This is a genomic window from Streptomyces sp. NPDC050759, assembly GCF_044456945.1.
Lineage (GTDB): Bacteria > Actinomycetota > Actinomycetes > Streptomycetales > Streptomycetaceae > Streptomyces.
In genome coordinates this window covers 276,659-291,942 of sequence record NZ_JBITGI010000005.1, presented here as the reverse complement: position 1 = coordinate 291,942, position 15,284 = coordinate 276,659, and the positions used below count along the sequence as shown (strand labels likewise).

Here is a 15,284-nt window from a genome sequence, read left to right as displayed (position 1 = left end):
GCCCGGCGGATGGCGAACACGGCATCCGACTTGCCAGGGCCCCTTCCCAGGTGTGCTCTGGAAGGCGGGGGCGTATCGGGGGGTGGAGAGAGAGGAGTGCTCTCATGGCTCATACGGCACCCGCGGGCGGATTCGCCCGGACACCCGCGGTCTTCGGCGCCAAGGTGCACACGGCCGCCAGGTACGGCATCCCGGTCGTGCTCGGGCTGGTCTACGGCTACTGGGCCGCGGCGAACCGTCGTGACGGCGGGCCGATCACCGGCTGGAACGTGCTGTTCGGCTGTGTCACGGCGCTCGCGTTCATCGTGCTGTGCATCGCCGTGGCGACGTTCGCCCCGCTGCTGAAGCGGGAGCTCCACTCGGCCGTGAAGTCCGGTTTCGCCGGGGCGGCCGTCGGGTTCCTGTACAGCCAGGCGGGACAGAGCGTGCTGCGCTCGACGGCGCTGGGGATGGCGGTCGCGGCGGGGATCTTCGTCGTGTTCTTCTACCGCTACTACACGCGCGAGGACGGCGAGGGGAACCGGATCCGCTAGCGGACGCACGTGGACCCCGGCCAGGAAACGGCCGGGGTCCACGGCATCCCTCATCCCACGTTCTTCCACTGCGGACACGGATCCGCACAGGCCGGCACGGAACGCCGACCGGTGTCGACGAATGCGGCGCTGACCCAGCCCCGGGCGCCGGTGAACCAGTACCAGTACGGGTTGCCGTTGACGCTCTGTCCGCGGACCATGCACGTCACCCGGTCCTGGCTGCCCGGCGAGAGCCGGGCGACGACGGCGGAGTGCGTGGTGGGCGCGGCCCGCACGTCGATCGGGGTGCGGGAGACGACGGTGCCCCGGATCGGACCGCCGTGCCCATGGCCTTCGGCGTACGTGGGCGGGGCCGCCGCCGCGAAGCCGCCCACCGCCGTGACGGTGAGCGTGGTGCCGGTGAGCATGGCCAGGGCCAGGGTCCGCAGGCCCGTAGTGGTGCGCATGGATCGGCCTCCTTCTCCCCGAATCTCCCCCTGACCTCCCCTGATCTCCCTTCATCTCCCTTGATCCATGAGACACCCGTTCGGGTGAACCCTCCACCGGAGGGCCGAATCCGCGGCTCCACGGCTCGCGCGGCCGCCCGCCGTCGTTTTGCCTTGAAGGGTGACCTCTCGTGTCCGCGGCGCCCTGTCGGCCGCCCTGATCGCCCTGGCCTGCCTGCTCGTGCCCTTCGGCGCGGTGGCGGCCTGGGCGGCGTACGGCCTCGCCGACACGGGCCGGTACGTCACGACGATGGCACCGCTCGCCACCGACCCCGCCGTGCGGGACAGCGTCGCGGACGCGGTGGAGGGCGAAGTCGGCGAGCCGGTACGGCCCTTGGTGCGCTCCTTCACCCGGACCCCGGCCTTCGGCACCGCGTGGGACGAGGGCAACAGAGCCGTCCACCAGGCCGTGTTGAGGGCCGTCCGGGACGGTGGCCACCACGAGGTGACCGTCGACATCGCCCCGATCGCCGCCCGGGTGGAGCACCGGGTCACCCTGCCCCCCACCGAGGTCACCGTGCTCCCGGCCTCCCAACTCGACCGTCTCCGGAAGGGCTACGACGTGCTCGAAGTCGCCGGTTTCTGGCTGCCCGTCTCGGCCGCCGTCCTCGCCGCCGCGGGGATCGCGGTCGCCGCCTGCCGCCGCCGCGCCCTCACCGCGACCGCCCTCGGCACGGCACTCGGCGGCGCGCTGCTGAGCCTCGCCGTCGCCGTGGGCCGCCGGCTCACCCTCACCGATCTGCCCGACCCGGTGCACCGCCCGGCCGTGGGCGCCGTCTACGACGCCCTGACCGCCACCTTGCGCACGGTCTCCTGGCTGCTCGTGGCCGTGGGTCTCGCGGTGGCTCTGACCTGCTGGCTCACCGGTCGGTACGGCCGGCCGCGAGCCCGGCGAGGGCCCGCAGCGCCCGTTCCAGATCCGGCACGGCAGCCGACGCGAGCCCGAGCCTGACCGCGTCCGGGGTGCGGTTCGGGTCGACGGCGAAGGAGGGCCCGGACGCGAGGGCGATACCGAGCGCCGCGGCGGCGGCCGTGAAGGTGTCCGCCCGCCAGGGGGCCGGGAGCTGCCACCAGGCGTAGTACGCGCGCGGATCGGACCGTACGTCGAACCCGCCCAGGCACTCGGCCAGCACCCGCTGCCTGCGCGCCGCGTCGGCCCGCTTCGCCTCGACCAGCCGCGCCACGGTCCCGTCCGCCGTCCACCGCACCCCCGCCTCCAGCGCGAACCGCCCCGCACTCCACCCACCGGAACGGACGGCGTCCGCCACCGCGTCCACCCGTTTCTCCGGTACGACGAGAAAGCCGACGGTGAGCCCGGGCGCGACCCGCTTGGAGAGACCGTCGACGACGTGGGTGAGGTCGGGGGCGAGGGCGGCGAGCGGATCGTCGTTCTCCGCGAGGAACGACCAGATGCGGTCCTCCACGACGGGAAGGTCCAAGTCGCTCACCGCCAGGGCGAGTTGACGCCTGCGCTCGCAACTCGTCGTCACCGACGTCGGATTGTGCAGGGTCGGCTGCACATAGAGGGCCGACAGGGGCGCCGTGCGATGGGCGGCGGCCACCGACTCGGGGCGCAGGCCCTCCTCGTCCGTGGCCAGCGGTACCAGCGTGATGCCGAGCCGGACCGCGATCTCCTTGACCACGGGGTACGTCAGCTCCTCGACGCCGACCCGGCCGCCCGGCCGTACCAGGGAGGCGAGGGCGGCGGCGACGGACTGGCGGGCGTTGCCCGTGAAGAGGATCCGGGACGGGTCGGGGCGCCAGCCCGGGGTGGCGAGGAGCGCGGCGACGGCCTCGCGGGCGGCCGGGGTGCCGGTGGCGGCGGCCGGGCGGAGGGCCTCGGTCAGGACGTCGGGGCGCAGCAGGGGCGCGAGGGCGTCGGCGAGGAGCTCGGACTGGCCTTCGGCGGACGGGTAGGTGAGCTCCAGGTTGACGGGCGCCCCCGCGTCCTCGATGAGCCCCCGGCCGGGCCGCACCGGCGCGGTGGCCTTCACGAAGGTGCCGCGCCCCACCTCCCCGACGACCAGGCCTCGCCGTACGAGTTCGCCGTACGCCCGCTCCGCCGTCGACGCGGCGATCCCGTGCCGGCGCGCGAACTTCCGCTGCGGGGGCAGTCGTTCGCCCGGCCGGAGCCGTCCGGTGGTGATGTCGGCGGCTATGCGGTCGGCGATACGGCGGTAGTCGTGCACCAAGGCCCCCTGTGATTGCACTGAGGGCAAAGATTTTATTGCACCGAGAAGTCGGGCCGATCTAGGGTCGGCGTCATGACGGCGATCCCCCTGGTCCTGGTCCACGGCCACCCCTTCGACCACACGATGTGGCGCCCGCAGATCGAGGCGTTCTCCGCCTCCCGCCGCGTCATCGCCCCGGACCTGCGCGGGTACGGCGCCGTGGTGCCGCCCGCGCCGGTCGAGCGCTTCGAGCGGTTCGCCCAGGACATCGGGGCGCTGCTGGACGAACGGGACGTGACGGCGTGCGTGCTGGCGGGCCTGTCCATGGGTGGCCAGATCGCCATGGACTGCTACCGGCTCTTCCCGGGGCGGATCCGGGGTCTGGTCCTCGCCGACACCTTCCCGGCGGCGGAGACCCCCGAGGGGGTGCGGGTCCGGCACGCGACGGCGGACCGGCTGCTGCGCGAGGGCATGCACGGGTACGCCGACGAGGTGCTGGAGAAGATGGTCGCGCCGCACGCCTCCCCCGAGGTCAAGACGCATGTGCACGGCATGATGACGGCCACCCGGCCGGAGTCCGCCGCGGCGGCCCTGCGCGCCCGCGCCGCCCGCCCCGATTACCGCGAGCTGCTGACCCGCGTCACCGTCCCGGCGCTGGTGGCCGTGGGCGCCGACGACACCTACACGCCGGTCGCCGACGCGCAGGCCATGCACGCGGCGCTCCCGGAGTCGGAACTGCACGTCTTCGAGGGGGCCGCTCACCTGCCCAACCTGGAACGGCCGTCGGAGTTCAACGCCGTGCTCGGGGAGTTCCTGGCGAAGCTCGACGCCCGCTCGTAGGCTCGGGACGGTGACCCGCCGAAGGCTCGGTATCTGGAGCGCCGCCCTGCTCTTCGCCGCCGTGAGCGTGATCCTGGGCTGCCGGCTCGCCGACACGGACGGCGTCACCCCCGTCCCCCAGCTCCTCGCCTTCCTCCCGTGGCTGCTCGCGCCCGCCGGAGCGGGCCTGGCCCTCACCCTGCTCACCCGGTGGTGGCCCGGGACGATCTGGGCGGGCGTACTCCTCGGGCTGCTGGCGTGGTTCATCGCCCCGTACGGACAGGGCGGCGAGCCGGACGGCCGGGTGCTCGCCTCCTTCCGCGTCCTGACCTCGAACGTCGAGTTCGGAGGGGCCACCGACGCCCTCACCGCCGCCGTCCGCGAGGAGAGACCGGACGTCGTGTTCGTGGAGGAGTGCGACTACGGCTGCTCGGCGGCCCTGCGGCGGTCCCTGTCCGAGGACTATCCGTACCGGCGGTCCGTGGAGGGCGCCGGCTCGACGGGGTCCGTCGTCCTCAGCCGCTTCCCCCTGAAGCCCGCCGCCGGGATCCCGGGGAGCACCATGGGCATGCCCGGGGCCGTCGCCGACGTGCACGGTCACGCCGTACGGCTGCAACTCGCGCACCCGATGCCCCCGCTGCCGGGCCAAGTGGACCTGTGGCGGCGGGAGTTGGGCATGCTGCGCGACTTCGCCGCCGCCATGGGCCGCACCCCGACCGTCCTGGCCGGCGACTTCAACGCCTCCCAGGACCATGCGGCCTTCCGCGCGATCCTCGACACCGGGCTGCGCGACGCGGCCCGCCTCGCGGGCTCCGGCCGCACGCCCACCTGGCCGGCCCGCACCGCCCCGGCCATCGGCGCGCAGATCGACCACGTGCTGGTGTCGGAGGACTTCTCGGCGGGCGACGCCCACTTCCTGGACCTGGCGGACACCGACCACCGTGCCCTGCTGGTGGACATCGCGCTGCACGGGCCCGGGTGACCCGGGTGCCCGTGTCGCACCTGGACTGTGGAGGTGCCGCCCTGTTCGGCCGTGTGCCGCCGTGTGCCGCCGCTACAGCCCGATATCGGCACCGTCCTTGCGCCACACCGCCACGACCGCCGGCCGCACGATCTTCCCCGGGCCGTCGGGCCAGGTGCTCGCCGGCGTCTCCACCGTCGCCCCGCTGATCTCCCCCGGGTGCTGCACCGCCACCAGCACCCGCCGGTCCTGCACCAGCGGGCCACACGTCTCGGCCCCCGTCGGCACGGTCAGGAACTGCTTGAGCTCACCCCGCCGCTCCCCCTTCGTGGCGACACCGAAAAGCCCGTCGTGCGACCCCAGCTGGTTCCCGTCCGTGGAGATCCACAGGTTCCCGTGGGGATCGAAGGCCACGTTGTCCGGGCAGGAAATGGGGCTCACGGCGTCCTTCGGGAAGCCCGCGAAGTAGGTGGCGGGGTCCTCCGGGTCCCCGGCGACGAGGAACAGCGTCCAGGCGAACGTCGTGCTGTCGGCCCGGTTCCACCGCTCGGTGAGCTCGAGGATGTGCCCGTGCTTGTTGGCGTTGCGGGGGTTCGCCTCGTCGGCGGGGGCGTTGGTGCCGACACCGCGGTTGGTGTTGTTGGTGAGCGCGACGTACACCTTGCCCGAGTGCGGGTTCGGCTCGATGTCCTCGGGCCGGTCCATCTTGGTCGCCCCGACCTTGTCACCGGCGAGCCGGGTGAAGACGCACACCTCGTCGGCGGTCATCCCCTCGACGTGCGACACGGCACCCTTCGTCGTGGCCGTGACCAGCGGAATCCATTCCCCGCCGCCGTCGAACTCCCCGTCGGCGGGAAGCTTCCCGGTTCCGTCGATCTCGAGGGCGGGGGAGTCACCGGTGAGGCGGGCGACGTACAGGGTTCCCTCGTCGAGCAGGGAGAGGTTGTGCTCCCGTACGGCCCTGCCGCCGCCGTGCTTCATCCGCTTGCTGCCGACGAACTTGTAGAAGTAGTCGAACCGCTCGTCGTCCCCGGAGTACACGACCGGCCGCCCGTCGTGCGTGAGCCGCACGGTCGCGCCCTCGTGCTTGAACCGGCCGAGCACGGTGTGCTTGCGAGGCGTGGAGGAGGGGTCGTAGGGGTCGAGCTCGACGACGTACCCGAAGCGGTGCACCTCGTTTGGCTCCTGGGCGACGTCGAACCGCTTGTCGAACCGCTCCCACTTGCGCTCGCTGGCGCCCGTCCCGATCCCGTACCGCTTGTCCGTCGCCCGGCCGGCGTTGGCGAAGTACTGGTTGAAGTTCTCCTCGCCGTGGAGGGTGGTGCCCCAGGGGGTCGTACCGCCGGAGCAGTTGTTGAGCGTGCCGAGGACCTTGCGGCCCGTGGGGTCGGCGGAGGTCCTGAGCAGGTCGGACCCGGCGGCGGGCCCGGTCAGCCGGAACTCGGTGGTGGCGGTGACGCGCCGGTTGAGGTGGTGCCGGGGTACGAGGGTGAGCGCGCCGTTCTTCTTGTTCTCCTCCACCACGACGACGCCGAGACCGTGCGCGGCCCAGGCGATCTCGACCTGCTCACGGGTGGGATTGGCGGCGTCGTAGCCACGGAACATGAGCACTTCGTCGGTGTACTCGTGGTTGGCGACGAGTACCTGCTGGCCGCGCTCGCCCGGGAGGGGCAGCAGCGCGAGGAAGTCGTTGTTGTACCCGAACTGGCCGGCCTGGGCGGCGGCGGTCTGCCGGTCCGGGTCGAAGGCGGGGGCGCCGCGCAGGATGGGCTCGCCCCAGCGGACGACGACGTTCTGGGCATAGCCGGCCGGGACGGTCACGGTGTCGGCGGTGTTGGGCGCGACGGGGGTGAACCGGAGCCCGCGGGCGGCCTTGCCCTGGGGCCTGGACTTGGCCGTGCCCTGCTGGGCGGCGGCTTCGGCCGACGGGGCCGTGACGACGGTGCCCGCGGTGCCGGCCGCGGCGGCGACCGTCACGACGGCGGCGGCACGCATCATCGAACGGCGGCTGAGCGCGGTGGCGATGACGTCGCCGACGTACGGGTTGGAGGAGGTGTTGGGCGCCGGGTGGAAACAGGCGTCACCACACCGGAAACGGCAGGTCAGGGCGGACCGTCCATGGACGGTGTTGATCAACGGCAGCTCTTTGCGCACTTTTGCTCTCCCCTTGCTTCCCCTTGAAGCTCGCTTGACGGACGGTAGGTGCGCGTCCGTGCGAGAGCGGGGCGGGGCGGTGAACGGTGCATGAACCCGGGGTGGACGTAGCGGAGTTGACGCCACGCGCGGGTGAAGTCCGGAAGTAGGTCTTGACGCCCGGAGCCCCGGGTACCTGCCCCTGCCGAAGATCGCCTTCCGGGGCCGCTAACCTTACGTGTCCGTCCTGGCCAGGGATTGACGGGCTACAACTCATGCGAAGGGTTGCGCACATGGGCATTCTCTCTCTCCTGCGGAACGCGTTCGGCGGCCGATCACGCAAGGGCGCTGCCACCGAGGCAGAGGGTGCGGAGACGACTCCTTCGCAGGAGGCGGCACCGAAGCTTCCCTCTCCGGCGCCCGAGCCGACGCCTGCGAAGGCGGCCACGGTCCCCGAACCCCGTACCTCCACCCTCTCCACCTCTTCCGAGCACGAACTGGTCGCAGCGGCCTTCGACAAGGCGGCGGCCGCAAAGCCGACGTCTTCGGCGGAGACGCCGGCGACGGAGGGCGCGGAGACTCCGAAGCACGCGGAGATCCCGGCCCAGCCGGTCCCGGACGAGGCGGCGCCTGAGACGCCGGTGGCCGAGAAGCCGGTACCCGGGGAATCGACGCCGGAGAAGCCGGAGGCTGAGTCCGGGGGCTCCGCGGAGGAGCCGGGGGCGGAGGACGCGGCCGTCGAGGCGACCGCTGCCGAAGAGCCGGCGACCGAGCAGTCCACCGCTGAAGAGCCGGTCGCGGTGGCGGAAGAGCAGCCGCTGGTGGCGGAGGTCGCACCGGAACCGGAGCCGGTCGTCGAGCCCGAGCCCGAGCCGGAAGCCGCTCCGGAACCCGAGGCGAAGCCCACCGCGGAGGCCGCTCCCGAGCCGAAGCCCGAACCGGCGGCCGAGGTCACACCCGACTCCACCGACGAGGCCGAGGCAGAGCCGGTCGCCGAGGTCACGCCCGACGCCGCCGCCGAGCCCGAGCCGGCTTCCGTCCAGGAGCCCGAGCCCGTCGGTATCGAGGCCGCCCAGCCGGTCGCCGAGGTCACGCCCGAGCCCGAGCCGGCTTCGGACCCGGAGCCCGAGACCGTCGTAGAACCGGAGCCGCAGCCGACCGCTGAGGTCAGCCCTGAGCGGGAGCCGGAAGCGGCTGTCACCCCCGACACACCGGCCCCTGCGGCAGCCGCAGCGGACGACGAGACCGTCACGGGTGGTGCGGGTGGGAACGACCACGCCGTACCCCCCACCCTCCGCACCGCCTACACCGCCGCCGCCACCGCCCTCACCACCCACGGCCTCACCGGCACCACCGCCACGACCTACCTCGTCCTCGACCGCTCCGCGAGCATGCGCCCGTACTACAAGGACGGCTCCGCCCAGGCGCTCGGCGAGCAGACCCTCGCCCTCGCCGCCCACCTGGACCCCGAATCCAAGGTCCACGTCGTCTTCTTCTCCACCGAACTCGACGGCACCGGCGAGCTCACCCTCACCGACCACGAGAACAAGATCGACGACCTCCACGCGGGCCTCGGCCGCATGGGCCGTACCAGCTACCACGCGGCCGTCGAGGAAGTCCTCGCGCACCACACCAAGAACTCCCCCGACACCCCCGCCCTGGTGGTCTTCCAGACGGACGGCGCCCCGGACGCGAAGACCCCCGCCACCCAGGCCCTCACGGAGGCGGCGAAGACCCACCCCGCCGTCTTCTTCTCGTTCGTCGCCTTCGGTGACCCGGAGAACAAGGCCTTCGACTACCTCCGCAAGCTCAAGCTCCCCAACACGTCCCACTTCCTCGCGGGCGCGACCCCGAAGGAACTCACGGACGCGGAGATCTACGAGGGCATCCTGGCGAACTGGCGCCCGTAGCAACCAGTACGACGCTGGACGGCGGGGCCCGGAAATCACCGGGCCCCGCCCCCGTGGCGTAGGTACGCTTCCGCCCATGGCGGCCACCGGATCCGAGCAGCGGGGCGGGAAGGCGTACTACGTCTCCACCCCCATCTACTACGTCAACGACGCTCCTCACCTGGGCCACGCCTACACGACCGTCGCGGGCGACGTGCTCACGCGCTGGCATCGTCAGCGCGGCGAGCGGGTGTGGTACCTCACCGGCACGGACGAGCACGGTCAGAAGATCATGCGCACCGCGGAGGCGAACGGCGTCAGCCCGCAGGAATGGTGCGACAAGCTCGTCACCGAAGCCTGGCGGCCCCTCTGGGAGCACCTGGAGATCGCCAACGACGATTTCATCCGCACGACGGAGAAGCGTCACACGGACCGGGTCCGGGAGTTCGTCCAGGACCTCCATGACAAGGGGGAGATCTACAAGGGCGGGTACGAGGGCCCGTACTGCGTCGGCTGCGAGGAGTACAAACTGCCCGGCGACCTCATCGAGGCCGAGGACGGAACGCAGCTGTGTGCCATCCACAAGAAGCCGGTGGAGCTCCTCAAGGAGGAGAACTACTTCTTCAGGCTGAGCGAGTACGGCGACCGGCTCCTCGCCCACTACGAGGCGAACCCGGGCTTCATCCAGCCCGAGTCGGCGCGCAACGAGGTCGTGAACTTCGTACGCCAGGGCCTCCAGGACCTCTCCATCTCGCGCTCCACCTTCGACTGGGGCGTCCCGGTCCCCTGGGACGACCAGCACGTCATCTACGTGTGGATCGACGCCCTGCTGAACTACGCGACGGCGGTCGGCTACAACGAGAATCCGACGAAGTTCGAGAGCACCTTCCCCGCCGACGTCCACCTCGTCGGCAAGGACATCCTCCGCTTCCACGCGATCATCTGGCCCGCGATGCTGATGGCGCAGGGCCTCCCGCTCCCCGGGAGGATCGCGGCCAACGGCTGGCTGATGGCCGGCGGCGAGAAGATGTCCAAGTCGAACCTGACGGGCATCAGACCCCAGGACCTGACGTCCCACTTCGGTGTGGACGCGTACCGCTGGTACTTCCTGCGCGCGATCGCGTTCGGCCAGGACGGCTCGTTCTCCTGGGAGGACTTCTCCGCCCGCTACACGAGTGAGCTGGCGAACGACTACGGCAATCTCGCGTCACGGGTCGCCGCGATGGTGGGCAAGTACTTCGGCGGCGTGCTTCCCGAGCCCGGGACATCGGCGGCGGGCGAGGCGGAGAAGGCGGTGCGCGCCGGGCTGGCGGAGGCCGTCGCCCAGGCCGACCAGCGCATCGGCGACGACCTGGACTTCCAGGGCGGAATCCTCGCGGTCTTCGACTTCGTCAAGCAGGTCAACGGCTACCTCACGGAGCAGGAGCCCTGGAAGGTGGCCAAGGACGGCTCACCGGAGGGCCGGGCCCGTCTGGCGACCATCCTCTACACGGCCGCGGAGTCGCTCCGTGCGGTGGCGGTGCTCCTCAACCCGGTCATGCCGGACACCTCTCAGAAGCTCTGGGACTCGCTCGGCGCGGAGGCATCCCTGGGCGCCCTCGCGGACCAGAAGGTCCAGGAAGCGGGCGAGTGGGGCCGGCTCCGGCCCGGCTCGAGAGTCACGAAGGGCGCGGTGCTCTTCCCGCGTCTGGAGGAGAAGCGGAGCACGTAGTAGCTCAGGACTCGGGCTCGGACAGCCAGGCGGTCGGCTGGCCCGTCCGCCCGGCGACCGTCTCGAAGTCCCGGTCGTGGTGGAGCAGGGTCAGGCCCGACAGCTCGGCCGTGGCGGCGAGGAGTAGGTCGACCGGTCCGGCGGAGCGGTGCTCCCCGTTGTCGGTGAGAAGCTGCTGCACCTCGCGGGCGCGCTGGTAGATGCCGTCGGGCATGAGGGTCCAGCTGAACAGTTGCCGCAGTTCTTCCTGAATGCCTTCGCGGTCCGCTCGTCCGCGCGCGGAGAAGAGGATCTCCAGTTCGGTCAGATCGCAGAGCGCGACCAACCCGTTGTCGAGCGATTGCCCCCACTGCTCGTCGTACGCGTCGCTGCTGAGCAGGCGCACGGCTGCCGAGGTGTCGACCAGATACGAGACGTCACTCATCGGCGGTAGTTCCTCTTGTCCAGGAGAATGTCGAAGTCGCCGCGCGCCCCCCTCTCACGGAGCTTGGCCAGCGCTATGGCCCGGCTGCGGCGCTTGGCGACTTCCAGCAGCGCGGTGTTGACGGTGTCCTTCTTGGTCTTCGTGCCGAGCAGAAGCTGGGCTTCCGCCAGAGCCTCGTCGTCGACCTCGATGAGCAGCTTCGACATGGCAGACCTCCATATATAAACGATCCGGATCAGGATATACCACCGGTCCTCGCGATCGCCCCGGTCGACTACGATTTCAGAGTTCGTACGACGGCCGGCCACGCAGCCGGAACAGACATCCGTCACCGCACGCAGCGACCTGGGAGCAGCCCCCGATGGCTCGACACCTCATCACCAGCGCCCTTCCGTACATCAACGGGATCAAGCACCTGGGCAACATGGTGGGGTCCATGCTCCCGGCGGACGTCTACTCCCGTTACCTGCGCCAGCGCGGCCACGACGTCCTCTACATCTGCGCGACGGACGAGCACGGCACCCCGGCCGAGCTGGCCGCGAAGGAGCAGGGCCTGCCGGTCGACGAGTTCTGCGCGCAGGCGCACGACGCCCAGAAGGCGGTCTACGACGGCTTCGCGCTGGCCTTCGACTACTTCGGCCGCAGCTCCAGCGAGCAGAACGTCGAGATCACCCAGCACTTCGCCCGCCGCCTGAACGAGAACGGGTTCATCGAAGAGCGCGCGATCCGTCAGGTCTACTCGCCCACCGACGGCCGTTTCCTCCCGGACCGCTATGTCGAGGGCACCTGCCCGCACTGCGGCTACGACAAGGCCCGCGGCGACCAGTGCGAGAACTGCACGCGCGTCCTGGACCCGACCGACCTGATCAACCCGCGCTCGGCGATCTCCGGCTCCACGGACCTGGAGGTCAGGGAGACCAAGCACCTCTTCCTGCTCCAGTCGAAGCTGCAGCACGAGGTCGAGGAGTGGGTGGCCGCGCACGAGGAGGAGTGGCCGCAGCTCGCCGCCTCCATCGCCCGCAAGTGGCTCAACGAGGGCCTGCACGACCGCGCGATCACCCGTGACCTGGACTGGGGCGTCCCCGTCCCGTCCGACACGTGGCCGGAGCTGGCCGCGGAGGGCAAGGTCTTCTACGTCTGGTTCGACGCCCCGATCGAGTACATCGGCGCGACAAAGGAGTGGGCGGATCTGGACCCGGAGAACCGGGACTGGAAGTCGTGGTGGTACGACGTGGACACCACCGTCCGCTACACCGAGTTCATGGCGAAGGACAACGTCCCCTTCCACACGGTGATGTTCCCGGCCACCGAGCTCGGTGTGCGCGAGCCGTGGAAGAAGGTCGACTACGTCAAGGCCTTCAACTGGCTGACGTACTACGGCGGGAAGTTCTCCACCTCCCAGAAGCGGGGCGTCTTCACCGACCAGGCCCTGGACATCCTCCCGGCGGACTACTGGCGCTACTTCCTGATCGCCAACGCCCCCGAGTCGGACGACTCGTCCTTCACCTGGGAGCACTTCACGGCGACGGTGAACAAGGACCTGGCCGACACCCTCGGCAACTTCGTCAACCGCGTCCTGTCCTTCTCGAAGAAGCGCTTCGGCGAGGAGGTCCCGGCGGGCGGCGAGCCGGGCGAGGCGGAGGCGAAGTTGGGCGAGGAGATCGCCCGCCTCCTCGCGGAGTACGAGTCCCAGATGGAGGCGCTCCAGTTCCGCAAGGCCGCGGCGGCGCTGCGCGCCCTGTGGTCGGCGGGCAACTCCTACCTGGAGGAGAAGGCCCCCTGGCTGCAGATCAAGACGGACAAGGACGGCGCGGCACTGACCCTGCGCACGGCGATGAACCTGATCCACCTGTACGCGGTGGTCTCGGAGCCGTTCATCCCCGCGACCTCGGCCGCCATGCGCCAGGCCTTCGCCCTCGAGGACGACACGGCCACCTGGATCACCGCCGACGAGGCCCGCGCCCTCACCGCCCTCACCCCCGGCACCCCCTTCACGGTCCCCCAGGTCCTCTTCGCCAAGCTGACCGACGAGGACCTGGAGACGTACAAGGAGCGCTTCGGCGGCTCCCCGGAGTAGTACCGGGGCAGTCCGGAGCCGTCCGGATACCGACCCGGGCATCGCCGTGTCCGCGCCAAGCCGTATGGTTTGCGCCATGGCAGTGCCCGGGGTCATTCCTGTCGCGTACGAGCCGAAGCACCGCACCGAGACGATCGGGCGGTATGCGGAGGGTCAGTTCCTGGCGTCGATCACATATGCCTTCCCCGAGGGGTTCCACCTCGAGGAGGGCTGGGAAGAGCAGAAGCGTCTGTACGCGGTCCTGCACACCTTCGACGCCGAGGGCAATTACCGCGACTCGGACATCTGGTGCGCCGGTACCTGGGCGGAACAGCAACGCGACCCGAGCGGTGACGCCTCCCCGCTGACCCGGGCCCAGGTCCACCGCGGGTCCCTGCTGCGCAGCCTTCCCCGCCGCTCCTACACGGACATCGCGATCCGTCCCTTCAGCATCACCCACGAGGGCGTCCGCTTCGGCCTGGTGATCCGCGAGGACGAGGGCGAGCAGTGGGCAGAGCTCTACCCGGACCGCCTCGCCTTCGCGGAACCGTGGGACGGGACCTACGACACCTGAGCTAGGAGAGCACTCCGGCCCCCGTCGTCGTGGCCAGCGACATCGGCAGGTTCTTCACCGCGGCTGCCGACGACTCCAGGCCGGACGTCAGGGTCGGCGTCCAGTTCACGCTCGTCTTCAGGTCCTTCGAGGACGCGGCGTTGTAGGCCGCGACCAGGTCCGTCGTCGTGCCGTTGACCAGGTTGCCGGAGCCCGCGATCGCGCCCGTGCCGTCGCCGGAGAGAAGCTTGGAGATCTTCACCGTCGACGGGACCTTCCAGTAGTTGTCCGCGGCGACGACCTGGGCCTTGGCGCGGGAGTTGATGCTGTACAGCAGCGCGTAGCCGTTCAGGGTCGTGACGTCGTAGTAGTTGTTGTAGATGTGGATCTGGCCGACGCGGGACAGGGGCGCCCGCTGGACGATGCCCTTCCACACGTTGTGGTGGATCGAGACCCGCAGCTTGCCGCTCGGCTCGCTGTCGCTGCTGCCGATCAGCATCGTCTTGTCGTGGTTGGTGAACTGGTTGCGGGAGACGGTCACCAGGTCCGAGCTCTTGGTGATGTCCAGCGCCCCGTCGTGGATCTGGTACTCGCGGCCGTAGTACTTCGGGTTCGCGGAGTCCAGGTGCGGTGCGTCCGTGAACGTGTTGTGGTCCGCCCACACATGGGTCGCGCCCCGCAGCGTCACCGAGTCGTAGTTCGAGTTCCAGTTGCCGGAGTCGCCGTCCGTCGGGTCCCACTGCGGGAAGCAGTCCTCGGTGCCGGCGAAGGTGAGGTTGCGGACGACGACGTTGTCCACGTTCTGGATCTGGAGCATCCCGCCGGAGATACCGGCCTTGGTGCCCGGCACCCCGACGATCGTGGTGTTCGCAGGCACCTTGAAGACGATGTTCGCGGCCTGCTTCTTCTGCGCGGCCACGCGCGCGGTCTCCTGCGTGCCCGACGGCAGCTTCGAGCGGCCGTAGGTGGCCGGGTCGAACGCCTTCAGGTAGGAGGACAGCGAGTAGCCCGTCCCGGACGCGTAGTTCGCGCAGGTCAGCTTCTTGCCGGCGCCGTCCGTGTTGGCGTCGATCGTGCCCTTGACCTTGATGATCCGCGGGGTGGTCTCGGACGCCGACCCCAGCGCCTTCACCAGCTGTGCCCGGGTGGAGACGGTGAAGGTGTGCGCGGAGTCGGCCTTCGTGCCGCCGGTCGTGCCCGTGCCGGAGGAAGCCCAGCCGTCCTTCGCGGCGAGCGTCTGGTGGAACAGATCCACGGGCTGGGCGTTCGCGTTCATCACGACGGCACCGGCGCCGACGCCCGCGGCCCCCACGGCGGCTAAGACGACCAGGGTGCGGCGGGTGCGGAGAGAGCGGCGGTGGGAGGCAGAGGACACGGGGATTCCTTACGAGCGGGGGTGGGACATGTGCGTTTCGTGGAGCACCCGTGAAGGGCGCTTCCGTCCTCAAGTAGCCGCCGGGATCAAAGGGGTTGCCGTGACCGGTAGGAAATTTCTGAACCCCGCGCCCTGCCCGACGTGTCGGGCCTTGACGCTGATAACGTCCGATCA

General features: G+C 70.6%; 14 protein-coding genes. 8 read left to right on the top strand and 6 right to left on the bottom strand.

What is annotated here, in order from left to right:
• The first annotated feature begins 104 nt into the window (after positions 1–104).
• Positions 105–533, top strand: a complete 429-nt coding sequence (locus ACIBJB_RS17835; RefSeq protein ID WP_398931451.1) for a hypothetical protein — start codon at positions 105–107, stop codon at positions 531–533.
• 50 nt (positions 534–583) lie between these two features.
• Here the strand turns inward: ACIBJB_RS17835 and ACIBJB_RS17830 are convergent, their stop codons facing one another.
• A complete protein-coding gene (locus tag ACIBJB_RS17830) occupies positions 584–979 on the bottom strand; it encodes an SH3 domain-containing protein (RefSeq protein WP_398931449.1) in 396 nt (131 codons plus the stop codon).
• 160 nt (positions 980–1,139) lie between these two features.
• Between ACIBJB_RS17830 and ACIBJB_RS17825 the strand changes: the two genes are divergently transcribed.
• Positions 1,140–1,970, top strand: coding sequence for a hypothetical protein (locus ACIBJB_RS17825; protein ID WP_398931447.1), 831 nt, complete (start codon positions 1,140–1,142; stop codon positions 1,968–1,970).
• Here ACIBJB_RS17825 and ACIBJB_RS17820 read toward each other — a convergent pair.
• Positions 1,879–3,207 carry a PLP-dependent aminotransferase family protein gene (locus ACIBJB_RS17820; protein WP_398931445.1) on the bottom strand — a complete coding sequence of 443 codons (1,329 nt, stop codon included), beginning with the start codon at positions 3,205–3,207 and terminating at the stop codon, positions 1,879–1,881. The genes ACIBJB_RS17825 and ACIBJB_RS17820 overlap by 92 nt on opposite strands.
• A gap of 75 nt (positions 3,208–3,282) precedes the next feature.
• Here ACIBJB_RS17820 and ACIBJB_RS17815 point away from each other — a divergent pair, with 75 nt between their 5' ends.
• Positions 3,283–4,029, top strand: a complete 747-nt coding sequence (locus ACIBJB_RS17815) for an alpha/beta fold hydrolase (RefSeq protein ID WP_398931443.1) — start codon at positions 3,283–3,285, stop codon at positions 4,027–4,029.
• Positions 4,030–4,039: 10 nt separating this feature from the next.
• Entirely contained in the window at positions 4,040–4,990 is a 951-nt protein-coding gene (locus ACIBJB_RS17810; protein ID WP_398931440.1) for an endonuclease/exonuclease/phosphatase family protein, read from the top strand.
• Between the two features lie 72 nt (positions 4,991–5,062).
• Here ACIBJB_RS17810 and ACIBJB_RS17805 read toward each other — a convergent pair whose 3' ends face one another.
• Positions 5,063–7,123 carry a PhoX family protein gene (locus tag ACIBJB_RS17805; protein ID WP_398931438.1) on the bottom strand — a complete coding sequence of 687 codons (2,061 nt, stop codon included), beginning with the start codon at positions 7,121–7,123 and terminating at the stop codon, positions 5,063–5,065.
• Between the two features lie 272 nt (positions 7,124–7,395).
• On the opposite strand from ACIBJB_RS17805, the gene ACIBJB_RS17800 reads away from it, so the two are divergent.
• Positions 7,396–9,012, top strand: a complete 1,617-nt coding sequence (locus ACIBJB_RS17800) for a VWA domain-containing protein (protein ID WP_398931436.1) — start codon at positions 7,396–7,398, stop codon at positions 9,010–9,012.
• A 76-nt stretch (positions 9,013–9,088) separates the two neighbouring features.
• A complete protein-coding gene (metG, locus tag ACIBJB_RS17795) occupies positions 9,089–10,702 on the top strand; it encodes a methionine--tRNA ligase (RefSeq protein WP_398931434.1) in 1,614 nt (537 codons plus the stop codon).
• A gap of 4 nt (positions 10,703–10,706) precedes the next feature.
• Here metG (ACIBJB_RS17795) and ACIBJB_RS17790 read toward each other — a convergent pair whose 3' ends face one another.
• Both ACIBJB_RS17790 and ACIBJB_RS17785 read right to left on the bottom strand, forming a co-directional pair.
• On the bottom strand, positions 10,707–11,126 hold the full coding sequence (locus tag ACIBJB_RS17790) for a PIN domain nuclease (RefSeq protein WP_398931432.1): 420 nt from the start codon (positions 11,124–11,126) through the stop codon (positions 10,707–10,709).
• Complete coding sequence (locus tag ACIBJB_RS17785; RefSeq protein ID WP_086751292.1) at positions 11,123–11,332, bottom strand: type II toxin-antitoxin system VapB family antitoxin; 210 nt, start codon at positions 11,330–11,332, stop codon at positions 11,123–11,125. The genes ACIBJB_RS17790 and ACIBJB_RS17785 overlap by 4 nt, the downstream gene beginning before the upstream one ends.
• A 155-nt stretch (positions 11,333–11,487) precedes the next feature.
• Here ACIBJB_RS17785 and metG (ACIBJB_RS17780) point away from each other — a divergent pair, with 155 nt between their 5' ends.
• Both metG (ACIBJB_RS17780) and ACIBJB_RS17775 read left to right on the top strand, forming a co-directional pair.
• Complete coding sequence (gene metG / locus ACIBJB_RS17780; protein ID WP_398931430.1) at positions 11,488–13,203, top strand: methionine--tRNA ligase; 1,716 nt, start codon at positions 11,488–11,490, stop codon at positions 13,201–13,203.
• Between the two features lie 76 nt (positions 13,204–13,279).
• Positions 13,280–13,756 carry a hypothetical protein gene (locus ACIBJB_RS17775; protein ID WP_398931427.1) on the top strand — a complete coding sequence of 159 codons (477 nt, stop codon included), beginning with the start codon at positions 13,280–13,282 and terminating at the stop codon, positions 13,754–13,756.
• A gap of 1 nt (position 13,757) precedes the next feature.
• Here the strand turns inward: ACIBJB_RS17775 and ACIBJB_RS17770 are convergent, their stop codons facing one another.
• Positions 13,758–15,110 carry a polysaccharide lyase family 1 protein gene (locus ACIBJB_RS17770; RefSeq protein WP_398931425.1) on the bottom strand — a complete coding sequence of 451 codons (1,353 nt, stop codon included), beginning with the start codon at positions 15,108–15,110 and terminating at the stop codon, positions 13,758–13,760.
• Positions 15,111–15,284 lie beyond the last annotated feature (174 nt).